General features: G+C 65.5%; 17 protein-coding genes and 1 pseudogene. 17 read left to right on the plus strand and 1 reads right to left on the minus strand.

Annotated features, from left to right (window positions below):
* Nucleotides 1-26 precede the first annotated feature (26 nt).
* From ACQPXH_RS11285 to ACQPXH_RS11295, 3 genes and pseudogenes are all read left to right on the plus strand, one after another.
* Nucleotides 27-1997 carry a type VII secretion target gene (locus tag ACQPXH_RS11285; protein ID WP_433602256.1) on the plus strand — a complete coding sequence of 657 codons (1971 nt, stop codon included), beginning with the start codon at nucleotides 27-29 and terminating at the stop codon, nucleotides 1995-1997.
* Nucleotides 1997-4042: a hypothetical protein gene (locus tag ACQPXH_RS11290; RefSeq protein WP_433602257.1), complete on the plus strand. Its 2046-nt coding sequence runs from the start codon at nucleotides 1997-1999 to the stop codon at nucleotides 4040-4042. Before ACQPXH_RS11285 ends, ACQPXH_RS11290 begins: the two co-directional genes overlap by 1 nt.
* Before the next feature lie 253 nt (nucleotides 4043-4295).
* Nucleotides 4296-4478 (plus strand): annotated as a pseudogene (locus ACQPXH_RS11295) (hypothetical protein); the annotation flags it as partial.
* A 241-nt stretch (nucleotides 4479-4719) separates the two neighbouring features.
* Here the strand turns inward: ACQPXH_RS11295 and ACQPXH_RS11300 are convergent.
* Nucleotides 4720-6075, minus strand: a complete 1356-nt coding sequence (locus ACQPXH_RS11300) for a hypothetical protein (protein ID WP_433602258.1) — start codon at nucleotides 6073-6075, stop codon at nucleotides 4720-4722.
* Between the two features lie 196 nt (nucleotides 6076-6271).
* On the opposite strand from ACQPXH_RS11300, the gene ACQPXH_RS11305 reads away from it, so the two are divergent.
* The 14 genes from ACQPXH_RS11305 (at nucleotide 6272) to eccE (ending at nucleotide 25727) form a co-directional block, all read left to right on the plus strand.
* Nucleotides 6272-7228 (plus strand): C40 family peptidase, encoded by a 957-nt coding sequence (locus tag ACQPXH_RS11305; RefSeq protein ID WP_433602259.1) that lies wholly within the window; start codon nucleotides 6272-6274, stop codon nucleotides 7226-7228.
* Entirely contained in the window at nucleotides 7228-8409 is a 1182-nt protein-coding gene (locus tag ACQPXH_RS11310; RefSeq protein ID WP_433602260.1) for a hypothetical protein, read from the plus strand. The genes ACQPXH_RS11305 and ACQPXH_RS11310 overlap by 1 nt, the downstream gene beginning before the upstream one ends.
* Nucleotides 8410-8724: 315 nt before the next feature.
* Complete coding sequence (gene eccA / locus ACQPXH_RS11315) at nucleotides 8725-10530, plus strand: type VII secretion AAA-ATPase EccA (RefSeq protein WP_433602261.1); 1806 nt, start codon at nucleotides 8725-8727, stop codon at nucleotides 10528-10530.
* Nucleotides 10531-10535: 5 nt separating this feature from the next.
* Nucleotides 10536-12095: a type VII secretion protein EccB gene (gene eccB / locus ACQPXH_RS11320; RefSeq protein ID WP_433602262.1), complete on the plus strand. Its 1560-nt coding sequence runs from the start codon at nucleotides 10536-10538 to the stop codon at nucleotides 12093-12095.
* A 35-nt stretch (nucleotides 12096-12130) separates the two neighbouring features.
* Nucleotides 12131-16102 carry a type VII secretion protein EccCa gene (gene eccCa / locus ACQPXH_RS11325; protein ID WP_433602263.1) on the plus strand — a complete coding sequence of 1324 codons (3972 nt, stop codon included), beginning with the start codon at nucleotides 12131-12133 and terminating at the stop codon, nucleotides 16100-16102.
* Between the two features lie 128 nt (nucleotides 16103-16230).
* Nucleotides 16231-16560 (plus strand): PE domain-containing protein, encoded by a 330-nt coding sequence (locus tag ACQPXH_RS11330; protein WP_433602264.1) that lies wholly within the window; start codon nucleotides 16231-16233, stop codon nucleotides 16558-16560.
* A 33-nt stretch (nucleotides 16561-16593) separates the two neighbouring features.
* On the plus strand, nucleotides 16594-17931 hold the full coding sequence (locus tag ACQPXH_RS11335; protein ID WP_433602265.1) for a PPE family protein: 1338 nt from the start codon (nucleotides 16594-16596) through the stop codon (nucleotides 17929-17931).
* 74 nt (nucleotides 17932-18005) lie between these two features.
* On the plus strand, nucleotides 18006-18317 hold the full coding sequence (locus tag ACQPXH_RS11340; protein WP_433602266.1) for a hypothetical protein: 312 nt from the start codon (nucleotides 18006-18008) through the stop codon (nucleotides 18315-18317).
* Between the two features lie 54 nt (nucleotides 18318-18371).
* On the plus strand, nucleotides 18372-18692 hold the full coding sequence (locus ACQPXH_RS11345; protein ID WP_433602267.1) for a hypothetical protein: 321 nt from the start codon (nucleotides 18372-18374) through the stop codon (nucleotides 18690-18692).
* Between the two features lie 70 nt (nucleotides 18693-18762).
* Nucleotides 18763-19593 carry an ESX secretion-associated protein EspG gene (locus tag ACQPXH_RS11350; RefSeq protein WP_433602268.1) on the plus strand — a complete coding sequence of 277 codons (831 nt, stop codon included), beginning with the start codon at nucleotides 18763-18765 and terminating at the stop codon, nucleotides 19591-19593.
* A 35-nt stretch (nucleotides 19594-19628) separates the two neighbouring features.
* A complete protein-coding gene (locus tag ACQPXH_RS11355) occupies nucleotides 19629-21128 on the plus strand; it encodes an AAA family ATPase (RefSeq protein WP_433602269.1) in 1500 nt (499 codons plus the stop codon).
* Nucleotides 21125-22657 carry a type VII secretion integral membrane protein EccD gene (gene eccD / locus ACQPXH_RS11360; RefSeq protein ID WP_433602270.1) on the plus strand — a complete coding sequence of 511 codons (1533 nt, stop codon included), beginning with the start codon at nucleotides 21125-21127 and terminating at the stop codon, nucleotides 22655-22657. Before ACQPXH_RS11355 ends, eccD begins: the two co-directional genes overlap by 4 nt.
* Nucleotides 22657-24006 (plus strand): type VII secretion-associated serine protease mycosin, encoded by a 1350-nt coding sequence (gene mycP / locus ACQPXH_RS11365; RefSeq protein ID WP_433602271.1) that lies wholly within the window; start codon nucleotides 22657-22659, stop codon nucleotides 24004-24006. Before eccD ends, mycP begins: the two co-directional genes overlap by 1 nt.
* Complete coding sequence (gene eccE, locus ACQPXH_RS11370; protein ID WP_433602272.1) at nucleotides 24003-25727, plus strand: type VII secretion protein EccE; 1725 nt, start codon at nucleotides 24003-24005, stop codon at nucleotides 25725-25727. Before mycP ends, eccE begins: the two co-directional genes overlap by 4 nt.
* The last annotated feature ends 2 nt before the right edge of the window (nucleotides 25728-25729 follow it).

Raw genomic sequence — 25729 nt, forward strand, 5'->3', positions numbered from 1 at the left:
CTGAATGGCGGGAGGATCAACCGAGCATGCCCGAATACCTGATTGTCGACCCAGAGGAGCTGCGCAGAATCGCCGAGCAGCACGAATTGGCTGCGGCAGACATCCGGAAGTGGGGCGAAATCCCGCATGCTTGGCTCGATGAATTTCCAAACACCTACGGTACGATCGCCGACCCGATGCATGGCGCGCTGGTAGATTACTACAACAAGCGCCACGATAAGGCCGAACGCGCTGCCGTCAACCATGAGCAGGCGCGAGACCAATTGCTCGCGGCGGCAAGAGCACTCGAAGGGGGTGATCAGGTCGGCGCGCACCAAATCAATCAGTCGAGTGGCAACAGCCACGCAACCTCTCCTGGTGATTCGACACCGACACCTAGCGTGTCCACCGATCCCGCAGCACCGGTGCACACCGGGCCGGATACGCCGATCGTGGACGGTCCCCAACCACAGCCTTCTGTAACCACGCCGGACGGGACGCTCCACACCGATCAGACATCCGTCTCGCCCGCCGCATCGGCACCACAGACCTCCGACGGCCTGCCCGCCGGAGCGCCGTCGCCCACCGGAGCGGCGCTACCCGCCGGAGCTGTTGTGCCGATCGGAACCTCACCGTCCCCAGGCGGCGTACCGGACTACAATGCGGCTGACATGCCTGCGGCCGCGGCTCGTGACTCGGGTGCGAGCGGTGGCTCGAGCGTGATCGGCGAGATGCCCGCACCACTGGCGGCGGGCCCGGCCATGACGCCGGTCTACCCCGCCGAAGCAGCTGCTCGTGTGCCCGCGCCGCTGGGCGCAGGCCCGTTCGCCGCGGCGGCGCACACGGCAGAGGATAGACGGGCACTACCGTCGTTCGTGGTGGGTGAGCAGGCTGACGATGACTTGGTACTTGCCCGCACCCTGCTCGCCGCTGTCCTTGCCGCGGTTCGTGATTCGGCGCTCGGTCTGGAATGGGCGGTGGGCGTAGCACGGACACCCGCCGGACCTATCGTTGTGCTGACCTCCACCGAGGGCCGTGGATGGCTGCCTCCAGGATTATTCCTGCCATCGGAGATCATTCTCCCGTGGCGGTGGGACGGTATCCTCGGCGGGGCGGGTCGAGAGGCCATCGCGGCGTTGGAAGGTACCACGGACCCTGCCCGCATGCTCGCAGAGTCTGGTTCGATGATGGTCGGGCGCAGCAGTATCCGGCTCAGCGCCCTGGTGTCGTCCGCGGCAATTCCTGACAGGGTGCGCGCAGCCCTCGGCGACCATGTCGCCATCGACGAGTGGGTGTCCGCCGCTGAATCCGCTGTCGACCTCACCACGCCCGGTGTCGGATTGGTCGACCGGCTGACGCTGGCTGGTTCGGTGGAGTTGCTGGAAAAGGCCGCGACGGTGCCCGAAACGGAGATCTGGGCCAACTGCCTCGAGCTGGCGCGAGCCGCGGATGCGCAGGTCCGCACCGCTCTCCCCGGCATCGACGGGGAGAGCGGTGCGCGCCGCGCCCGGCGGCAGCGGATCCTCGACGCACTGCTCGCTGGCGAGCCTGTCCCGGCGAGCTGGTGGGACCAGGTACGCGCGGCTGATGACATGGCAGCGGCCACACTACGGTCGCGGCGTGTGGATGTGTCGCATGTTCCGGTCGGCGGCGTCCGCCTCGATGGATCCGTCGCGGAAGCGCTCCGTGGCATGGTATTCGAGCGTCGCGCGGATGAATTGCTGCTGCTGCTCGCCGCAGCCGGACTCGATCGGCAGACTCTGCGCGACGCTTTGTACACGTACGGGCAGATTACCGAGCACCCGCAGTTCCCGGCGACGGCACGGACTGCTGTGACGCAGGTCATGGCGACGAGCAGCACACTTCGGGTGGTTCCGAATGTCGAGGTTGGTCGCGGCGTCGGTCCCGATACCCATGCCGTCAGCGCCAGTCGCTTCGACGGCGCTCCCCCGTCCATCGCCGAAATGCGGAGAAGTCCGGCGAAGTCCGAAAGCCTCAGCGAACAGAGGAGAAGCTGATGGGCGACAAAGAAGTGCAGGACGCCGTCAGTACGGTTAAAAAGAATTACGAGCCCGACGACTGGCATGGCGTCGGCTACCAGGGTGATGATGCCAAGAACTCGATGAACAAGCTTCTCGAGTTGAGTCCGGACGATTTCAAGAAGGCTTTCGATCAGCTTAATACAGCCGATTCGTCGCTCAATAGTGTTCGCCCCCCATTGAAAGAGCTCGCCGACTCTGCCGGTGACCTCAAGAATGATCCGAAATACAAGGATCTCGTCGCCTCGCTCGACTCCGGGGACCCGTCGACGTATATCAAAGCCCAGGAGGCGAAAAATAAGCCGGAGTACGGGGATGATTTCGGCTTCGAGAAGGTTCCATCCGAGGACAAACACGCGTATAAAGTCGATCTGTATTTGCCTAGGGGGCACAGCGAGTCGCTGAAACTGCTCATCAACGACACCGAGACCACCATGCAATGGGATCTCGACACCCTCGGTATCGGTCATCCGAAGGATAATCCAGACTTTAGCGGTATTCTCGGCAGCGAACAAGTCAAATCCGCGAGCGGTTGGGGGGGCATCGTAGGTGGGGCCGATACCGTGAAAGGCAATCTGGACGACCGGTGGAAAACTTACAAGCAGGATCACAAGGCGGTCTCAAACGAAACATACAATTCCAAGATAACGGGCCAAGAATTATTCAAGCAGCTTGAGCAGCTCGTAACGGACCTCAACACCAGTCTTAAACGAGATTTTACGGATCCGGAGCATGGCGCCGTCCGCGATGGCGACAAGATCAACTACATTCATTGGGAACGCAACCCTGATAATGACGTAAACATCAACGACGTGGCGGAGAAGGGTAAGGACGGCAAGTTCTACTTGACGCCCGCAATAGAACAGCAATATTACGTCAAGCCTATCGACGACACTGTTGTGCTTTGGGATAAGGCTTATGCGACGGCGGTCGAGAAATTCCGGAACCTGGGCCTCTTGGTCGACGACCCATCTCCTCAACCCCAGCCCCAACCTCAACCCCAGCCCCAACCTCAACCTCAACCCCAACCCCAACCTCAACCCCAGCCCCAACCAACCAACGACTACAGTGACCCCGGCCTCAACGATCTGCTCGGCGACGGTTCGACGACGACCAACGCCGATGGCACGACCAGTACCGACGGCAGCACGAGCACCGACGGCTCGAATAACGGCATCATGTCCGCGATCAATTCGGCGATCAGTGCGCTCGAGAACAGTGCGAACGGGACCAACGGAAACCAGGCGACCCAGGCCGGGTACAACTCGGGCAGCAGCGGCGGTTCCTCAGGGTCCGGTATGGATATGAGCTCGATGATGCTGCCGATGATGATGTCGCAGATGATGCAGCAGATGATGGGGAACAACGGTCAGGACGACCAGAAGCAGCGCGAGGAAGAGGAGCGCGAGGAGCGGCGTCGGCGGCGCAGGGAGGAAGAGCAGCAGGCTGCGGCGCAGGCTCAGACGCAGCCGGCGGTCGCGACGGATCAGCCGACCAATGTGGTCCAAGCCGACGCCAGTGCGACACCACCGCCGGTGGGCGCCGGTGGGCGGTCGATGGTCGATATGAAGCTGCCCGACGGTACGACACAGAAGGTGTCCTCGGCGGTCGCGCAGGCCGTGAACAAGGAACTCAACAATCCGAACGGCAGCGATGCCAGGTCGGCCTACTCGGGCACGACCGGACAACCCTCGGCGGGAAGTCCGTGGGTTTCGGTCGACAGTTCGCACCTGCAGACCGGTGATGTGGTGCAGTGGGCGAATCGGAGTGCCATTGTCGTAGTGGAACCTTCTGGACTCGAGGTCATTATCAACGGCCAGCTCGTGCCGCTCGACCCGAACAACCCACCCGACGGCGGCACCGGCGGTTACGGCGATTTCCAGGGGTTCTTCCATCCGAGTGGCGCCGATCTGGACAACTCCGCGCAGCAGCCGGAGCAGGCGCCGACGCCGAGCGCGCCCGGGGTCACCGCCGCGCCGGCTGCCCCGACCGCACCACCCGCGGTGACCGCGCCGACGATCTGATGGCGTACCGCTGTCCTCTGAAGCCCAGGGGGCCGTGGTGGTTCGGTGTGTGAGTCGGCCGCTGTCGTGCGCTCGTTGTCGCAGCGGCACCGGCCCGGCGAGCCCCGCCTGCGGTTGCTGCGCCGACGATCTGATGGCGCACCGCGGTCCTCTGAAGCCCAGGGCGCGCGGTAGTTCGGTATGTAAGTCCGCCAGTGCCGTGCGCTCGTTGTCGAAGCGGCACCGGCCCCACCGGAAGCCCAGTCAGCGGTTACTCGCCCTTCGAATCCGGGGTGTCGATATCGAAAGCTACGCTGCTGATCCGGGCTGCTACGACATTCCGGATTCGGTAATCGGTTTCCTGCGTGGCGAACTCGGCAATCCGGCGGGCGGCTGGCCCGAACCGTTCCGCAGCCGCGCACTGGCCGGACGCGGACCGGCCGAGCCGGAGATCCCCCGCTGGCGCGCGCCGACGATCTGACATGGCATAGCGGTTTCGCTGAAATCCAGGGGTCCGCACGGTGGCCCAGGATGTAAGTCGACCAGGTGCAGATAGGTTTCGCCGTCGGTCACGGTACCGCCCGCACGCCGAAATGTGCGCCCACGTAGACGGAATCCGGTTCGGGCCAGACTAATTCGGCCATGGCGGCGACTCAGCAGACGAAATCATTTGCCGAGTCGCGTCGAGGGAACAGCGACTATGCCTGCACCACAGGCGAATCCACGGTGACCTCGTCATCGGGATCCTCATCGTGCGATTCGTCGGTGTCGGTATCAGTCGGAGTCGACCCGTTCCGATTCACCGCGCGTCGGACATTGGCGCGAGCCGACACCGGAGACATATTCGCCACCGGCGTGGCCGATCCAGGCGCACTCGCGCCGGCTGTCGCGGCGGGCGCCGCTGCGGGTTGGCCTGCGGGTGCCGCCGCCGCAGCGGCAGGACTGCCTGGTGCCGCCGCTTGCGGCTGGCCTCCGCCGGGCTGCGCGCCGTCCTCGGCCGCGTCTTTGTCCTTGTCTTTGTCCTTGTCCTGCTGCTTCAGCAATTGCGGCAACTGCGACACCAATGGCATTGCCATCATGGGCAGCATTCCGAGCATCGATACCAATTGCCCGAGTCCGCCGTCGCCGCCACCACCACCGCTGGAACCGCTGGATCCGGACTGGCCGCTGCTGCCGGACCCGCTCTTGCCGGAGTCCGAATTACCGTCACCGGCCATATCGTTGTTGAGCTGGTAGACCGCCTCGACCTTGTCATATACGAGGTCGATCGCCTCGGCGACCAGTTTCATCAGAGTCACCTCTTGAGCGGGTTTGAGCTTCCCGCTGCCGACGGCCTTCATTTTCGCCTGCAGTTCGGCCACGATCTCTTTGATCGCCCGCAGCGTCTCGTCACTGCCCGCGGCGACCACAATGGAGGTCTTCATGACCTTGGTGTCGTAGGTCAGCAGTGCGGTCTGCCGAGACTGGACCTTCGCGAGAGCTTGCTGGTATTGCTCTTTCATCAGGCTGTCGCCGATGCTCTCGTAGATCACCGGTCGCAGTAGATCGTCGACCTTGGGCGGCAGCTCGGGGGTACCCCGGCCCAGCAGGTCGACGGCGGTTTGGATGGCCTCTTCAGCCATGGCTATGAACGCCTTCAAACCCGCCGACGCGCCGGCGGGCGGTATCAGCTCCACGGTCCAGTAATGGCCGGTCTTGGCCTTGCTCGCGGTCGTGGTCGCCGAGGTGGTGTCGGTTGCGCCGGGCGGTGCGCCGAACATGGCGGTGGCCGGAGCGGCCCCGGGCGCACCCGGCGGTTGGCCCGTACCGTCGACGGGCGGCTGGCCCGATGGATCTCGGGGCGGAGCGCCTGGCGGCTGGGCGGACCCGTCAGCGGGGGGTTGGCTTCCCGGCGCACCGGGCGGCTGGCTTCCAGGGAAGCCGGGCAGTTGGCCGGACGGGGCACCAGGCGACGAACCGAAAGGCGCACCGGGCCCGGCGGAATTGCCGGCGGTGGGAGAGCCGAACAGCGTTTGCCAGGTGTCGGCCGCGGTACCCGCCAGTTCTGCCGCCATATTGTCGCCACCGCCTCCCAGAAGTTCTTTCCCATTGTCGTGGCTTCCCGCCGCTGGGAAGATGAATCATTCGCGCAATTGCCTCATAGTCGTTGTCAGCCCCCGAGATTCGGGGCGACCCGGTGCCAACCGGCGAAACATTTTGGCGAGCAGGTCCGGAGAGGCGGTCGGTGATGAGCGAGAGCGAGTCGGTCGAATGTCGCCGGCACTGACGGGCGACCTCAACGAGGTCTTGCGGCAGCTGCTCGGGCTGTACGGCAACGGTCAACCCGATCCGGCCGCCACCGCGAGCACTGTTCGAGCTGTCAGCAACGACATGAGTGCGCACACCGGATCGGGCGTCGTGAACTACACCGATGCGCGCGGCATCCAGTCGACGATCGCGGAATCGCATGCGGGCAAAGACGGTGTCGTGCACAAGACTGTCGGCGATACCGGGGACGGCACAGTCGTCAGCCGGAATCGGCTGACCAATCAGATCGCCGACCTGCAGTCGCGCATCCAGGCGATCGCATCGGTCGGCGATACCCGGTTCAGCGGGCCTGCCCTGCTCGAGGCGGCACATGCGACTATCGCCAAAGCGGCCAAACAGGTCGATACCGATGTCGCGGCGGCGCGTCAGCGGGCAGCGCAGATCATGCCGCCCGGCATGCCCGAATTGTCCCGGCGCAAGGCCGCCGGTTCGACACCGCGTCGGCGTCGGCGGGCTCGTTCTCGATCCGCGGTGCTGTCGAATGGTCGGCGCGGCCGACCTCGGGTGCCATCGGACGGTACTGCGGGCAGCAAAGCGGTCGGCGCTGCCAGCGAATGGCTCGGCACCCCCTACATCTGGGGCGGCGGTGGCGCAGGTGGACCGAGCGGCGGTGGTTTCGACTGTTCCGGTCTGACCCAGTACGCGATCGCACAGGCCTCCGACGGCCATGTGGTGCTGCCGCGCACGACCTACGAGCAGATCTACAGCGGGGTGCGAGTCTCCCCGGCGGATGTGCGCCCTGGCGACCTGGTATTTCCGGCGAGCTCGTTCAGTGCGCGGGGGCCGGAGCATGTCCAGTTGGCCGCGGGCGACGGCATGGTCATCGAGGCGCCGTATTCCGGTTCGACCGTGAAGTGGTCGCGCATGTCGGGCGACGCCGTTGTGGTGCGGGTGCTGTAGTGGCGGTGGAGATTCCGCCGGAGGTCGCGGATTTCCTCGACTGTTGTGGGGTTCGATACCCGGATATCGATGAAGGCGATGTGCGTGGGCTGGCGGTCAAGGTGCGCACCTTTGCCGCGAATACACGCGCGCCCGGTGCCGACGAGAGCGCGGATGCGCTCGCCGAGTACCAGCGGCTGGTCGCGAGTTGGACCGGTGCCAACGGTGACCATCAGGCCGAACTCGATCGGGTCTGCGCCATCATCGCGAAGGCACTCGATGCGGTGGCCTACGTGATCACCGTGACGAAGGCGGTGGTTCTGACCGAACTCGCCGCGCTGGCAACGACTTACGCGGCCATGACCGCGACACCCGCCGCGCGGATCGCCGGACCGCTCGTCGCGGCGGCGGCGCGTCGACTGTGCGCCCAGATGGAGCGGGCGCTGATCGGCTACCTGGTCATCGAGGTGATCGGCCGGGCGGTCGAACCGCTCGGCCGCGATGTCGACAGGTTGTTCACCGGTACGGCGTCCGTTCGCGCGTCGCCCGCCGAACAGGCCCGCGAACCGGGGATGCCCGGCGTGCCAGCCGTCGAACCGGGAACAGCATGCGTGCCGAATACCGCATCGAGGATGCCGGGAGTGCTCGAGGCCGAGCCGGAGATGCCCGACGTGTCCCTTGCCGAGCCGCAATTGTCCGGTGTGACTGCTGTCGAGTCGCAGTTGCCTGGCACGGCCACCGTCGAACCTCGGATGCCTGCCGTGGTCTCTGGTGGAGCGCCGACGCCGAGCGCGGTCTCTGGTGGAGCGCCGACGCCGAGCGCGACTCCTGGTGTACCGCATCCGTCCGACGCGGTCCCTGCCGAACCTCCGAACCCCGGCGCAGCCCCGGCCGGGGACGCAGCAGTGACCGGCTCCCGCGCCGTTCAAGTCGGCCCCCGTATACAACCTTCGCCCGGTCCGAGCCGCTCGCGCGGCTTCGTAACACCTTGGGCGCATGCGGTCCGGGCGTCGGCGCAGCGCGCGGCCTTCTCGAAAGGTGTGCCCGCCAAGGCCTTCCAATCCCTGGACCGGCGCGCCACTACAGCGCGTAAGCCGCGGGAAACACCGTGGTCGAAGCTCGCTCGGCAATCGGAGACGACATCGGAAGAATTGGCCGCGACCGTACCCACGGTCCGGCACCGCGAAGATGGCGACCGGTGAACGGGCCGCCGAAACGGAAGCGGCGGCCGACGGTGTGTGGGGTACCGACGGCCGCCGCATGACAGATCGCCGGGTTCGGGTGACGATCCGCCGCTTGCCAGGTGGTGGCCGACGGCCGGATTACGGCCACCGACCACCACTGGACGGGGCTGGGTCTTCGGGATGAGGGACCGTCGACCCAGCACCAATATACCGCTAAATAACGGCACATTCAATGTCGAGCCGATAAATGATGTGCAAATAGACTCGGACGTCGAGTAACGATGCCGCCTTCCCATTCTTGGGAATAGCCCGGCAGTCGTAACCGGGCTCGAAATGGCTATCTTCGGTCCACGAGGATCGTCGGAAGGGAAGTCCGAGTTGTCTGCGGCCGAGGACGCGTTCTACACAGGTGTGCAAAGTCTGGCGCTCGTCGCCGGGGGCGTGCGAAATGAACAGCAGGCGGCGGCTGCCTTCCGCGCCGCCACGGACCTGGATCCGGATATGTGCGATGCCTGGTTGGGCCGCGCCATGGCCGGTGAGGTCACCTCCGAGGTGATCTACGGTGCGTACCGATCGGTTCACAACCTGTACCGAGATCAGCAACGCGCCGGTCTGGTCGATCGTGCGCTGTGGTGTCAGGTCGAGATCGGCGTTTTCGGACTGCGCGTGGCCATGGCGGATCGGGATCAGATCGCCATCGCCCAGGCGTGCTCGTACGCCGACGGTGGTGAGTGGCAGGAGGCCGCGGCCATTCTCGCCGAGGTGCCGCGCGATGATGTCGCCGACTTCGTGCGGATGTCGCTGTTCTTCCGCACCAAGCAGTGGATCGATGTGCTCACCGCGCGCAATGCCAAGCCTGCGCTCGAGGATGGGCTGCTGGATATCGCGGCCGAGCTGATGACGGCACAGGCGCTGGCGCATCTCGGTCGGTTGGGCGAGGCCCTGCCACGCGCGCAGCGCATCGTCGAGGACAGTCAGTCCGGCAATCTGTCCTACATCTGGGCGGACGCGCATTACCTGCTCGGCATGCTGCTGCGGCACGACGGCGATCACGATGCCGCCGACAAGATCCTCAAGGGGCTGCAGGGTTCCGCGCTCTGGCCGGACCGACCCGAATGGCAGCGGGCGGTGCGGGACAAGTCCTATCGACTGGAGATCACCTCCGTCGAGGTCCTCGCTTCGCGCACCAACCAGTGGGATCCGAAGTCCGGTGACGACCCGACCGAAGTCGCCGCATCCGCCGCCCGGCTCGCTCGCGAGTCACAGCTGGAGGAGGCATCCGATCTGCTGCGTGCCCAGATCGGCATGGACTCGGTCAAGGAGCAGGTCGACCGGCTGAAGTCGGGTGTGCTGATGGATCAGGTGCGGGCCAAGCGCGGACTGGCCGTGGATTCCCGGTCGCAGCATCTGATCTTCTCCGGCCCGCCTGGTACCGGTAAGACGACGATCGCCCGCGTCATCGCGAAAATCTTCGCCGGCCTCGGCGTCGTCGAGAACGCCGAAGTCATCGAGGTGTCGCGCAACGATATGGTCGGCACCCACCTCGGCCACACCGCACCGAAAACCAATGCGCTGATCGATTCCGCGCTCGGTGGTGTGCTGTTCATCGACGAGGCGTACACCCTGATCCAGGAGGGGCTGTCCGGTGGTGACGCATTCGGTAAGGAAGCCGTCGACACCTTGCTGGCCCGCATGGAAAACGACCGCGACAAATTGGTCGTGATCATCGCGGGTTACGAGGATCAGATCGACCGGTTCCTGGCCTCTAACGACGGCCTCGCCTCGCGCTTCACTAAGCGCATTCGTTTTTCCAGCTATGACGCCGACGAACTGGTGCGTATCGCCGACCATATCGCCCGCAACAAGGATTCGATCCTTTCCTCGGACGCCAAAGAAGTGCTGCGGGATCGGTGCGAGCAGTTGGCGGGGCAGAGCCGCAATGGTCGGCGGTTGATCGATCTGGCGGGTAACGGTCGTTTCGTCCGCAATGTGGTCGAGGCCGCCGAAGCCGAGCGGGACTACCGATTCACCAGGGATAACGCCGATGTCGCTGCGATGACCAACGAGGAGTTGATGACCATCAACGCCTTCGATGTCCACGCGGCACTCACGGGCTTGGCGCCGGCCGCGACGGGCTGATTCGCATGGCACGCTTCCGGGTGGTGACCAAGCACCAGATATCGGGCTGGCGTTTTCTGCTGCGCCGGATCGAGCACGCGCTGGTGCGTCGGGACGCCTCGATGATCGACGATCCGCAGCGTGGTCGCTCCACCGCGCTGTCGATCGGCATCGCGTTGGCGTGCGTGGTGATCGCCGGTGCGGCTCTGCTGGCATTTTTCAAACCCGCCAAGAAGGTGGGGGAGTCGAGGATTATCGCGGAGAAGGACACCGGCGCGCTGTACGTGCGTGTCGGCGCCCGGCTGCATCCGGCGCTGAACTTGACCTCGGCGCGACTGATCGCCGGTTCGCCGGACAATCCGGTACCGGTCTCGCGCGATGAGTTGGCCAAGTATCCGCGTGGGCCGTGGGTCGGTATCCCGGGTGCGCCCGGAGTGATCGCGGACAATGGCGACCGGAATTCGTCGTGGACGGTGTGTGATACCGCGAAGATCGGGGCGGCCGCGCCGGTCAATCCGCAAACCGGATTGCCGACGGTCGCATTGTCGCCGGTGGTGACGACGGCAATCGGAGGTCCGCTGACCGTCGATGGCGATGCGATCCGCGGGTTGGGCGCCGATGAGGCGCGACTGCTGCGCGACGACACCACCACCTGGCTGGTGTACAACGATCCGCAACAGGGCATTGTCCGGGCGGCCATCGATCTGAGTAATTCGGCGGTAATTCTGGCATTGGGCATCGACCCGACTTCGACCGTGGTCTCCGCCTCCAAGGGCTTCATCTCCGCTATCCCCGAGGTGCCGCCGCTGCGCGTGCCCGACGTGCCAGGTGCCGGGGAAATCGTGACGTTCTCCTCGGGCTTGAGCGTGCCGGTCGGTTCGGTGCTCACGGTATCGGCGCCGGATCGCGGCGCATTCTATTACCTGGTATCGGAATCCGGTGTGGTGCAGATCAATTCGGTGCTCGCGTCGATCATCCGCAATGCCGATTCGCATGGTTCGATCTCTACCCGGACGGTCGGACCGGATGTCATAGCGGCGAATCTGCGGCCGGGTGCGTGGCCGGGGACCGCCGCCTATCCGACTCGACCGGTGCATGTCGTCGATCCGACGCGCTTGGGGGTGACCTGCTATCACTGGTGGCGCGCGGGCACCGATCAGAATGCCTCGACCGAGTTGCTCGTGGGACGACAGCTGCCATTGAAGGTGGACGAACAGAGTCGAACCGTCGGCCTGGTTACGGCCACCGGATCGCGCGGTTCCACCGCCGACGCCGCGTATTTGCCGCGTACCACCGGGCGCTTCGTCCAGGTGACCGGGGCGGATCCGGGATCGCCGCGGCGGGAGTCGCTGTTCTGGATCTCCGACAGCGGCGTTCGCTACGGCATCAATGCGGTGGTGGAGAACAACTCCACTCCGGATTCGACACTGACCTCGCTGGGGCTGCGGACCCCGGTGCCCGCACCGTGGACCATTGTGTCCCTGTTCGCCGTCGGACCCACCCTGTCGCAGAAGGACGCCCGGATCCAGCACGACGGCATCCCGACGAATAAGGCCGTCATCGGCCTTCCGGGTGGTACCTCGTGACGGCTACCCGCCGGTTTGTGCGGCCCGCTCGGACGGTGCGAGGACCCAAGGCCCCCGCGGTGACCGAATTGCGGCTGCAGCCGCCGACCGAACTGCCCAAACCGGTGCCGCCGTCGCGGCTCAAGATGATCATGCCGGTGGTCATGGTGTCGGCCATGGCCGGGATGATGGTGATGATGTTCCGCGGCGGCGGGCAGATGTCGCCGATGATGTTGATGTTCCCGATCATGATGCTGGTTTCCATGGGCGGGATGATGGGTGGTGCGTTCTCCGGTGGCGGCGCCGGTGGCGCGGCGAGTCTGAACGAGGAACGCAAGGACTATCTGCGCAGCATTACCGATAACCGCAAGACCGTGCATGCCGCGGAGTCGGAACTGCATTCCTATCTGCGCTACACCCATCCGGGCCCGGCCGAAATCGCCGCGTTGATCGGCGGAAAGCGCATGTGGGAAGTGCAGGTTGCCAGTCCGCAGTTCCTGCGGGTGCGGGTCGGGCGGGGCCGGATCGCCAACCAGGTGCGGGTCATCGTGCCAGAGGCCGCGCCCACCTCCGATCTGGATCCGGTCGGTGTTGTCGAGGTGACCCGGTTCGCGAAGGCGTATTCGACTGTCGGGGGTATGCCGGTCGCGATCAATCTCCTTTCAGCGCCGCAGATCGGTGTCGACGGCGATCCCGATGCGGTGGCCGCCCTGGTGCGGTCGATGGTCGCCGAGATCGTCGTACTGCACGGCCCGGATCAGGTCGCGGTCGCGGCGGTGCTGTCGAATCCGGACGCACCGGAGTGGTCGTGGCTGAAATGGCTGCCGCACACCCAACATCCGAGTGAGACCGATGCGATCGGCTCGAGCCGGATGGTGTATCGCAGCGTTTCGGAGTTGCGTGCCAAGGCGCTGGCGGGACTCAATCGTGGTCCGTTCTCCGCGAATTCCGAACCGACGCTGGATCGCAAGCATTATCTGTTGATCGTCGATGACAGTAGTTCGGCCACCGATCGGGATATCTCCGGCATCGATGGCTGCACGTGGCTGCGGCTGGGCCGGGCCGAGCAGACCTTGCCGCGGGCGCTGAAGTTCATGGTGGGCGCCGATCGCGCGCTGCACGAGGTGACCCCGCGTGGCCTGCGCCGGGTCGGGGCCGCCGACGCGATGTCGGTACCTACCGCGAAGGCGTTGGCCCGCAATATCTCCCCGTACCGGCTTTCCACCGTGGTCGAGGCCGTGGTCGCGGACCAGGCCAGCGGTGGCACGTCGTGGGAGGAACTGGTCAGCATTACCGACCCGGGGGCGATCCGGGTCGAGCAGCAGTGGCCGCGCCGTCGTGACGCGGACCGCTCCCGGCTGAACATTCCTTTCGGCCACGATCCGGCAGGTGGCGTGGTCCATCTCGATATCAAGGAGTCGGCCGAGGAGGGCATGGGCCCCCACGGCATGTGCATCGGCGCCACCGGTTCCGGAAAGTCGGAATTCCTTCGCACCCTTGTGCTTTCGGCGGTGGCGACCCATACCCCGGATACGCTGAACCTGCTGCTGGTCGACTTCAAGGGTGGTGCGACCTTCCTCGGGTTCGACCGGTTGCACCACGTGACGGCCGTGGTCACCAATATGGAGGAAGAGGCCGATCTCGTCACCCGTATGGAAGACGTGATCAACGGCGAAATGGGCAGGCGACAAAGGATTTTGCGCGATGCCGGTAACTTCGCCAGCGTCGCCGATTACGAGCGGGCCCGCGAGCAGGGCGCGCAGCTCGCGCCGCTGCCCACGCTGTTGATCATCCTCGACGAGTTCGCCGAACTGCTCGAGCAGCATCCGAACTTCTCCAAACTATTCGTCGCGATCGGCCGGTTGGGTCGTTCGTTGCGTATCCACCTGCTGCTGGCCTCGCAGAAGGTGCCCGCCAACCGGATGGGTGAGCTGGAAGCACACCTGTCCTACCGAATCGCGTTGCGCACCAACCAGACCGCCGATTCCCGCGACGCCATCGGTACCGCCGACGCGTATCACCTGCCCAAGAAGCCGGGTTCGGGTTATCTGCGAGTCGGCTCGGGTGATCTGCAGCGATTCCAGGCCGCCTATGTCGGCTCGCCGTATGTCGCGCCCGCGCAGGCATCGGCGTCCAGCGCCCAACGCGCCAGGCGTCCCGGCGGTGGCTATCGGCCGCCACAGCAATTCACCACGGCGCAGATCATCGATGTGCGACCCGCGCCCGTCGAAACCGAACCTGTTGTGCAGCAACCGGACACGCCGGACAGCGAGCCGGTGACGGTGATGGAGACGGTGCTGCAACAGCTGGGCGGATTCGGCACGCCGGCGCACAAGATGTGGCTGCCGCCGCTGACCGTGCCGCCTACCCTGGACAAGTTCATGTCGACCGCGACCGCCGGTTCGCTGCAATTGCCCTGGGCGATTGTGGACAAGCCGAGGCAGCAGCGACAGGACATATGGTCGGTCGATCTGTCCGGCGCGGGCGGGCACGTGGCCGTCGTCGGCGGCCCGCAGTCGGGTAAGTCGACCGCACTGCAAACGCTGGTCATGTCCGCCGCGTTGACGCATACGCCCGAACAGATCCAGTTCTACTGCCTGGACTTCTCCGGCGGTCTATCCGGCCTGCGGAACGTGCCGCATGTCGGGTCGGTCGCCTCGGGCCGTGACGGCGATCGGGTCCGGCGCACCTTCGCGCTGATCACCAATCTCATCGCGAGTCGGCAGGTGCTGTTCGGCGATCTCGGCATCGACACCATGCGCGAATTCCGGCGCAGGCGCTCCTCCCCGCGGGAATCGGCCGAACTCACCGCCCGCGGCGACGAGCACGGCGATGTCTTCATCGTGGTCGACGGCTGGGATGTCGGATTCGCGGTCACCGGACCGTATTTCGACGAATACCTCCCGGTTATGGAGTCGATCGCACTGCAGGGTCTGAATTACGGCATCCACCTTGTGGTCAGCAGTTCGCGCTGGGCGGCGATCCGTCCCGCCATCAAGGATCTGTTGCAGACCCGGCTGGAGATGCGGCTCGGCGATCTCACCGACACCATCTTCCTCGGACAGCGCAGTGTAGTTGCCGCGATTCCACCGGATCGCCCCGGTCGCTGTATCTCCAGTGACGCGCTGCATATGCTCACCGCGCTGCCGCGCATCGATGGGGTCGGCGAGGCCGACTCCGCCGGTGCGGGTATGGCCGCCGCGGTCGATCAGCTGAACCAGAAGTACCAGGGCCGCCGGGCGCCGGAGGTCAAGCTGCTGCCCGCCCAGATCACCTTGGCCGAGGTCCGGGCCGGCCGTCCGGAACCGGCGAATCCGGCGCAGCGCCTCGTGGTGCCCTTCGGCATCCGTGAATCCGATCTGCACCCTGCCACAGTCGATTTCGGTGTTTCGACACACCTGGTCGTGCTCGGGTCATCGGGCTCGGGCAAGTCGACGGTGCTGGCCGCGCTGCTGGAGTCGATCCGTCTGCAATTCAACAAGGATCAGGCCAGAGTCCTGTTGGTCGACTACCGCCGCCAGCATATGGACTCCATCCCGGAGGACCAGTTGATCGGCTATCTGAACAGCGAGCGCGATCTGCGTGAAGGGTTGCCGCCGTTCGCGGAGAAGATGCGCAGCCGCCGCCCTCCGGACGGCGTGACATCGCAACAGCTCAAGGACCGTTCGTGGTGGTCCGGGCCGGAAATCTTCGTGGTGATCGACGATTACCACATGGTCGCCCAGCGCGGTATGGCCAATCCACTCGATCCGCTCAAGGACATCATCGTCGACGGCCGCGACACCGGTTTGCACGTAATCGCGGCCCGCAACATCGCCCAGGCCGATACCGCGCTGTACGACAGCGTGCTCGGCCAGATCAAGAATCTGAACTCCTCGGGCATCATCATGGACGGCTCGAAATTGGACGGAATTCTGATCGGCGATGTGAAGCCGACGAAGCAACCGGTGGGCCGGGGCATCTTCGTCGAGCCGCTGCATTCGCGCCGGGATCTGGTGCAGTCGGCCTGGCTGCCACCGCAGGACTAGGCCTGGTCGGCGTGGTGCGGGGCGGACGCCAGGACCGACTTTCCCAGGCTTCCCATTGCTGAGAATGCCTTAGCGTTTGTCCTGTACCGCTCGCTATTGAGTCGGCGCTCATCGTTAGGAGAACTCACATGGCTCTCACAGTCGACCCGGCGCATCTCCCGGCAGTCAGTTCCCAACTCGACCTGATTGCCGACTCGGCGATCGCTTCCCTCGTCCAGACGGCGGCTACCTGCGTAATATTTCCGCCTGCGTTGGACGCCGTGAGTATGTTGGTCCTCCCGACAGTGACCGCCGCATACGGCCAATCGTTCTTCAGTTGCACGGGTGCCGGATTCGCGCACCGCGAGGTTGCCTCGGCGTCGCTACCGCCAACGGCTGTCGCCTATTCCGGTAGCGACATCATCAATGGCACCGGTATCGCGTCCACGGGTGCGACCCTCACCGAAGTGCCCGGATAGTCCGAGCCGTAGGTCCGAGCGAAGGCTGATGTCATGCCAGGCATATGGGACGCGCTGCCTCCGGAGATAAACGTTGGCTGCCTGCTCAGCGGACCCGGGGTGGAGACCATCACCGCTGCCGCCGAGTCCTATCAGGTCTCGGCGCAGACTCTGATGGCTACGGCGAGTAATACTGCCTCTGCGATGCTCGATATGGGCGAGACCTGGCATGGGGAGTCGGGTGATCTTGCGCAGGCGGCATTCAGTAACCACACGAAGTGGCTACAGCAGCAGGCCATGACCGCTCAGGCGGTGTCGGGCGTATTACATGCGGTGGCAGGTGAATTCAGCGCCGCCCAGTCCGCGATGGCGGCTGTCGGTGCATGGCTCGCCACGAACCGGGCGGAGCAGACCCTTCTCGCCGCGACCAACGGTGGGGGCCAGAACACAATTCCGCTGCTACTCAACCAACTCGAGTACTTTGCGATCTGGGGAGCCGCTGCGGGAGTGATGGACGGCTACGAGGGTGCAGTGGTGCCGACATTGTCGACACTGCCGCCCCCGGCCCTGCCGACGCCCATCGTCGTGGACCCGGGCATACCGCCGTCGCCACCGCAATTCGAAGTGCCGGTATACACCCCGAAGTCGGGCACGCCTCAGCAATTCGACACAACCACCAACAACACAACTACGAATAACACCACCAACGCGGATACGAATAACACCACCACCAACAACACCGGCGATACGAATACCGGTAATACCGACCCTACTAATACACCGACCGACACGACTCAGTCGCCGACGCAGACCCAGCCCACGACAGCGGATCCGAGTGAAGTCACTTCGCCACTGAGCGATTCGAGCTCATACTCGGGCTCGGACGGGTCCGCCGAACAGTCCGGATTTTATGGAACCTCACCCAATTCCCCGACATTGGCTGGTTTGAACGGGGGTGCGGGGAGTCTGGTCGCGTTGAATTTGGCCCGGGGCGGACTCGGCTCGATGCCAGGTGCGTCCACGGGATTTCGGATGCCGTCCAATTGGCTGCGCGGGCCGGGTACGGCGTACGGCGCGTCGTCGAATCCGGCAGGTGGTGCCGGACCGGCCGGCCGTGGGGCGCCGCGTAAGGGCGCCATCGCACCGAAGGCGCAAATGCGGCGTCGGCGGGACGAGGAACGGAAACCGGGCAAGGTGTTCGTGCCGGGTGAAGAGTTGGAAGTTCCAGTGTTGGAGAAGCCGCCGGTGATCGGCGTCATCGAATATGCCGACGACCATCCGGAAGATGTTGTCGTCGAGGGTGATTCGCTCGTGGGCATCCTCGAGCGCTCCGATGACGACGAACACTCCGATGACCAAGTGGCGGTAGCCGAGCCAGAGCCTGCCCGGTGAGATACCGCGGCGGAATTTAGATCCACACCAGAGAGGAAACAACAGTGCAAACTTACACCGGTAATCCGACGGATTTGAAGAATACCGCGGTAAAAGCCATGGCGTGCCAGGGCGAACTCGAAGGCTATCTGCGCAGCTGGTTGAGCCTGCGTGACGAATTCGCCAGTGCGGTCACCGGGTCGCAAACCGGTACGCAAATCCAGTCCACGATGGACTCCGCGCACACTGCCGGGGTGAATCTGGCCCGTACCCTGCAGGACATCATCGATACGCTGAAAGACACCAGCGTCAAAGTCGAAGCGACAGACCTCCAAAATGCTGCCCATTTGCAGCGGGCGGTCGAACTCGGTTCGAACAGCAAGGTCGACACCGGCTCGTGGCAGTAATGTCACAAGCAGTACCGGACGAATTGTAAGAACAATAGATAAGGTTGGCAGGCAATGCAATTCAACTATGGAGCGGTCGATTCGACGAATCTCACCGTGCAGGGCGTTCTCCACGGCATGGACGCGAACGCTGCCCACTTGAATTCAATCATCAAGGACCTCGAGCATGTCTTCAAGGGTTTCGCGGCGGAGGTCGCAAATCCGTTGATGAACAGGTTCAGGGCAGCGCTCGGAGATGCCGCGCAACACACGGGCTACCAGGGGCAGCTCCAGGATGTGAAGAACGCGATCGCCAAGACCTCCGGATCCGAGGGCTTCATGAAGGAGACCGACCACCAGCAGGGCGCCAGGTTCCTGTCGATCGGTGGCGTCTAGCAGTCACGCAGCCTCGTCGGCCCGGCCACGGCGAAACGAGGCTGCGGACGACTGGTCGTTTGGTGCAGGTGTGGAAACTGATCCGATCGCTATCGATCTGAATGTCGATGCCGCGCTGCTGTTGAAAGACATGGCCGGCATCGATTCCTACCCGCCGATCCTCGCGTTGATGCCGAATATTTTCGAGTTCGACGACTTGGAGCGGGTGCGCGCTGTCGTCGCCGCACAGCTCACCGAGGTGGGCATCATCGACGGCGACCGCGTGCATCCGACGGTCGAGCACTGGTTGCAGTGCCTGTACCGCCCGGATGTGGAACTGATGGCGCTGGTGTTGGCCACCGGCCTGGATGGCGAACAAAAGGGCATGCTGCGCATGTCATTGGTGCGTCGCGGCGAGACGCATGTGTTGGCGGTGCGCTGTGACGACGAGATCGTCATCCAGGCGGTGTATCAGCAGGAACAGCAGTTGGATTCGGTATCGGCGGCGGTCGGTGCGGCGTTGGGGTCCACTCCGGCACTGAGTTTCGCGCCGATGACCGCATCGCAGCAGGAGTTCGCGGAGGTCCCCAACGACCAAGACGAACGACGGCAGGCACTGTTGGAGTTGGGTGCGCAGCCGCATACCGCGGGTGTTCTGGGTCGGGCGCTCGATGAGATCGTTCGGCGCGCGGAAGTGGTGGTGGTGCAACATCAGGACGGTGTCGAGCTGAAGCCGAAGTACGGTGTGAGTGTGCTGGATACGCTGTCGGGGCGCATCATTGTAACGCCGAGTGTGGCGATGGACGGGGAAGTCCGATCGACCTACGCACCCGGTGACGACGCGGCACTGCACGCCGGGATCTCAGGACTTGTCGAGCTGTTGCCGGACCGAAGTTGGTTCGATACCAGCCGGATTGGTTGAAACGTCCCGATGGGTTTTTGGAGAGGACGACAGATATGAGCCGAGCACCGAGCACGAATGGTCATTCGGCCGAGTCCGTCCGACACAAGGGCGGCTACGACGCCTTTTTCATGCAGGCGGCGCAGGAGCCGGAAAGCGGCCCAGCGACCGGCAGCGTTCCCGTACGCCCGCAACCCGGCTATAACGAACCGGTGATCGGTGCACCCGATCAGTCGATACCGCAGCCTGCGGCGAGTGCCCCTGCTCCCATGCCACCCCGGAACGCGACCGCACCGGAGCCCGCCGCGCCGCATGTGGCTGTGCCGACCACGGATTCGGCACGTGAGAACTACGCGACGGCAACGCCTTCGTCGCCCGAGATGTGGGCGGCCCAGGGCGGCGCCGAGCCCGCTACCGCGCGAATCACACAGACCGCATCCGGTTCGGCGAACACATCGAGCGGTAATCCCGGTCCCAGCGTCGAAAGACCCGGCGCCGAATCCGTCGACACGCCATGGCAACCCACGCAGGCGACGAGCTGGGTGCCCGATCGCATCGACCGCACGGCGGCGCCGCAGGTCGAGGTGCTGCCCGCGGCATTGACCTCGATGGATCTGCTGGCCGATATCTCGGCGGCCAATCGGGCCAGGCTGCAGTCCAGCACCGGTGTGCGTGGCGCGCTGAACAAAGTCGGGTTCCGGCTCGGCCTCTCACCCGCCGAGCAGCGCGCCGAGGATCGGCGCGCCCGAATCCGGACCCAGCTGAACACCCCGTACCAGATCGCGGTGATCAGTGTGAAAGGCGGCGTCGGCCGCACCACGACCGCGGCTACGCTCGGCTCGACCTTCGCGGCGTTGCGCCCGGACCGAGTCGTCGCCGTCGACGGAAATCCGGACTTCGGTGATCTGCCCACCCGTACCGCCCCGCACCCGTATGGCCTGACCCTGCGCGATCTCGCGCAGGCGTCGAATCTGGAGGCCTTCTCGACGGTGCAGTCGTTCATGTCGATCAATTCGGCCGATCTCGCGGTCATCGCCTCGCCGTGGACCATCGAGGCCAACGAGGCGCTCTCGGGTCGCGAATACGCCACGGCCGTCGAGGTTTTGCGCCGCCACTTCAATCTGCTGCTCGTCGATTGCGGTACGGGTGTGCTGGATTCGGTGACAATGAGCGTGCTGCAGACCAGCGACGCCGTCGTGGTGGTCACCCCACCCACCGTCGGTGGGGTGAAAGGCGCGGTGGCCACCTTGAATTGGCTGAGTTCGCACGGTATGCAGCACCTGATCGCCAAATCGATCGTCACGATCGTGCACCAGCAACCGACCAAGCCGGTCGTCGATGTCGCGGCGATCGAGAAGCTGTTCGCCACCGGGCAGCGTCCGACCTGCATCCTGCCCCATGACGACCATCTGGCCGAGGGTGGCGAGATCGATTTGCGCCTGGTGGAGAAGGAAACCCTGCTTGCCTTCGAAGAGCTCGCGGCCGGGCTCGCCGATGGATTCCCGAATTATGTTGGTGGCGCCGGCGGCGGCCGGGCCACCGGAGGGTGGCGATGAGTACTGCCGTTGCTTCGCCGCCGGGAGCGGCGCCCGCGGCATCCGCCGAGGTGGCGCGCGCCCGGATGGCGGTCCTGGTGTCCAGCTACCAGGTCGACGTCGTGGTGCCGACCAAGTTCACCATCGAAACCTTCATTGATGATCTGCTCGTCGTGCTGGCCAACGCCATCGACGACGAGACCGTCGATTTCACCCCGCCGACCGGGCAGTGGAGCCTGGCTCGACCGGGCGAAGCGCCGATGCCACGGTGGCGCAGCCTCGCCGACCACGACATCGTCGACGGCACCGTGCTGATGTTGGCCGCGGTCGAATCCGCGGAGGTCTTCACGCCGGTCGTGGAGGACATCACCGACGCGCTCGCGCTGATCAACGAGCGGGAATTCGCCGAGTTCGACGCGGGTACCGCCGCGGTCGTCGGACTGACCACCCTGGGTGTCGGCGCGATCGCTATCGCGGCGATGTTGTCGGTGTCGTGGACGGAATCCGGGTCGATCTGGTGGTATTCGTTGCCCGCGCTGCTGCTCGGCGCGGTGTGCTGGGGCGGTGCGGTGCAGGCGCGGCAACGGAACTTCGCGCCGCGGATCTGCCTCGGATTGGCACTGTCCTCGATTCCACTGTTGTTCGCCGGTGGCGCGATGCTGGTGCCACCGGCCTACGGTGAGCCGGGACCGTTCGCCGCGGCCAATCTGGCCGCCGGATCGGTTGTCGCCGCCGTCGCGGCCGCGGCCATGATGCGCGTAACCAGGCTCGGGATCGCCACATTGATGGCGGTCACCGTCCTCGGCGTGACCGTCGCGGCCGCGGCGATACCGCTGACCTATCTGGATCTGTCGGTGCGCCAGATATCCGGTGGCGCGGCGCTTCTCGGACTCGTGCTGCTCACCGCGGCGCCGCGCCTTGCCGTCGTGGTCGCCCGGATTCGGCCACCGGATCTGCCGGACCCAGGCAACGAGGTCGCCCCGGCCACACTGACCGATATCTTCGACGCCGAATCCGCGCGCGATGACGCCGAACTCGATTCCGTCGAGGACACCGAACGGCAGCGGGAGCAGGCCGGGGCGGGCATCGAAGGCCGGGCCCGACTGGCGGTGACAAGTCTGCGCGGGCTCATCGCCGCGACTTCGGCGCTGTTGTCGGGTGCCGCCGTGTTATCGGCCGCGGCGAGTCCCGGTGGTATTCGGGAGATCGTGCTGGCCGCCGCTGTGGCTGGTCTGTTGGCCATGCGCTCGCGGTGGTTCCCGGACCGGGTGCAGGCCATCGCGCTCGTCGTCGCGTCGGCGTTCACCGTGGTGGGTGTCGGCTACGTGCTGGTGACTGCCTATGAAACGGCGCCGGCCCGGCTGGTGGTCGTCCTGGTGGTCGGCATTGCCGCCGCCGCGGCATGTGTTGCGTCGGTGCGGTTGCCGGGTCGTCGGCTCTCGCCGGTAACCCGCCGGATCATCGATCTGGTGGAGTACGCGCTCATTCTGGTGATTCCGATCATCGCCTGCTGGATCATGGGCATCTACACGGCGATGCGGGCGATCTGATGCGAATCGCAGCAACCGCGACTGCGGTGCTGGCCGGATTCGTGCTGATCGCCTCCGCCGCACCGGCATTGGCGGTGGATCCGCCGCAGGTGGTCATCGGCGCGCCCGCCGATGATCCGCCCGGCCCGGAGCTGCCGACGAAGCAGGACAAGGGCTGCTTGGCGACAGGTGTCCTGAGGGACAGCGATCTGGCGCGCACGCCGCCGTCGGAGTTGACGTTGGACCTGCCGAACGCCCGTGCGCTGAGCCGGGGCGCCGGGGTGACCGTCGCGGTGCTCGACACCGGAGTGACGCCCAATGGCCGCTTGCCCAGTCTGGTCGGTGGTGGTGACTACGTCACGACAGGTGGTGACGGTCTGTCCGACTGCGATGCGCACGGCACCCTGATCGCCGGAATCATCGGCGCCGCATCCGATCCCACGGACGGATTCACCGGAGTCGCTCCGGACGCCAGGATCATCTCCATTCGGTACCGCTCCGGAGCCTTCAGCGTTGAGCGGCCGAATAACGATGCGGCGCAACAGCTCTCGGTGGATATTCGGACGCTTTCCCGGGCGATCGTGCATGCGGCGAACCTGGGCGCCGGCGTGATCACGGTGGCGTTGCCGGTGTGCGTTCCGGTGGGACTCGCGGTGGATCAGTCGATACTGTCGGTGGCGATCGGCTACGCCGTACACGTCAAGGGGTCGGTGATCGTCGCGGGTGCCGGAAATGCCGACACCGGCTGTGATCAGAATCCGGATATCGATCCGACCCGGCCGAGCGACCCGAGGAACTGGCGTGATGTCAAGACCGTGTCCGCGCCGGGTTGGTTCGGTACGGACGTGCTGACGGTGGGCTTCACCACCGCCACCGGCGCCACCATGTCGGATTCGCTGACGGGACCATGGGTTTCGGTCGGTGCGCCGGGTACCGCGATCGAATCACTCGGCCCCGGTGGCACCGGCCTGATCAATGGTGTCGGTGAACCCGGCAAACTGGTGCCGGTCGGCGGTGCGTCGTTCGCCGCCGCGTATGTCAGTGGAGTGGCCGCCCTGCTGCGCTCCCGATTCCCCAATGAAACTCCGGCCGAGATCATGGCCCGCCTGACCGCCGGCGCGCACGCACCGGCGCGCGGTATCGATAACGTCATCGGCGCCGGTGTCATCGATCCGCTCACCGCGCTCAGCTACCGCACCGCGCCCAAACCGCCGATCGGGCTGTACCGGTCGTCGGTGCTGGTGCTGCCGGATCCGCCGCGCGCCAAGGATCGTCGTCCGCCGTTCGCGGCCGCCGTCGTCATCGTGGCCGCGCTGCTGCTCGGGCTCGGCGCCACCTACGCGAACTCCGCAATCCGGAGGCGGCGGTGAGCCTACCGAGTGTTCGGGTGGGCGGTGTCGAACGTGGTCCGTTCGCCGTCGCCGTGATCGGCGGCAGCCTGGTGATCACCGGGCTGTGGTCGCATACCCCGATCTGGGCGAGTGCGGCGGTGATCACCGTGCTGCTGTGGACCGTCGCGGTCGAGGTGAACGGCCGCACGACCAGTCGATGGCTGCTCGACTGGGCCGACTACCGATTCGGCAGGGCCACCAGAGCCGAGGCGCTGGCAGGTCCGGCGGATGTCGCGGATATCGAGGTTGCCGCCGGGGTCTGCGGAATCCGCGCCGAAGGCACCGTGCTCACTGCGATGATCCAACTCGCCCCCAATCTCGACCTGCCGACGGTTATCGCGGAGAAATCCATCTACACCGAGGACACGGTCCCCGTCGATGCGCTGGTCGGTCTGCTCGATCAATTCGGTCTAGCGGTCGATATCGATATCGTGACGACTGGTCAGCGGGTACGTCCGACCGGCAACTACAGCATGCTCTACGACCAGCTGATCGGCTCCCACCCGGTCGTCGGCCACCGCCTCACGTGGTTGGTCGTCCGGCTGGACATGGAGCGGAACCTGGATCTGCTGCAGCGACGCGGATTGGTCGCGATGGTCGGGCCCCGTGCATTGGCCACCGCGGCGCATCGCATCGCGGGCCGATTGCGGGAACGGGGCATCGCCGCGCACGCACTGCCCGCGGCTGCGATGCAGGAGGCCACCAGGGTGCTGCACGCCGGTGTCGAACTCGGCGATCTGCGTGAGACCTGGACCTGCATGGAGTCCTCGGTACCGGGTCGCTGTGTGACCAGCTTCCTGATCGACTGGACGCGGATGGACGGTGCCGGCCTGGACGATTGCTGGTCGTGGAACCGCGGCCGGACCACGCTGGTGGTCAGCCTCACCGATGCCACCGCCGGGCCACGCGCGCTCGCGCGGTATATCGGTCCGCCGGTCACGACCCAGCCGCCGGACTATCTGCGCCGGTTGACCGGCAGGCAGGCCATCGCATTGCTGGCCACCATGCCGACCGGGACGTCGATCCGCGCGGTGCCCGTCGATGAATCGGGCCGCGATATCGCCCCCGATGAGCTCCTGCCCGAGCTCACGATCGCGATCGGACCCAATGGTCAGATTCTCGGTTCCATCAGCGGTCAGCCACGACATACTTTGGCGCTGCCGCTGTTCGACCCGGCCCGCTACAACCCGCGCCGGCGCACCATCGATGTGCACGCCGACCTGCCGGTGGCACAGCAGATCGTTTTGCGTGCCATGGTGGTCGGCGCGGACGTCGAGGTCCATTCGGTGCGCCCGCACCGCTGGTGGCAGCTGGTCGCCGCGGTGGGGGATCCGGAGTCGCTGCGCCTGGCGCCGGAGGCCGGAGCTGCGAATGCCGCTGCGGGGCAAGCCGGTTCGGGTCCGCCGCCGTCTTCGGCGACGATCACCGTCTTCGACAATCTGCCGCCGCAGGTATCGACCGCGCATACCACCGTCACCATCAGTGAGCCCGGTGGGCCGCGGCGGCGGTCGGTCGATCTGGCGATCAATCAGGTCAGCGCGACCGCGGTGGATGTCAGTATTCCGATGCGGACCGTGCGCGTCGATTTGATCGAGCCGCGCGGTGAAACCCGCTATTTCGATTCCGCCGCCGAACAACCCGCGATCACCGCGGGTGGCAATGGTGCCACGCCAGGGCCCGACGTTCGGCGCATGAGCTGATG

This window comes from Nocardia sp. CA-135953, assembly GCF_050955735.1.
GTDB lineage: Bacteria > Actinomycetota > Actinomycetes > Mycobacteriales > Mycobacteriaceae > Nocardia.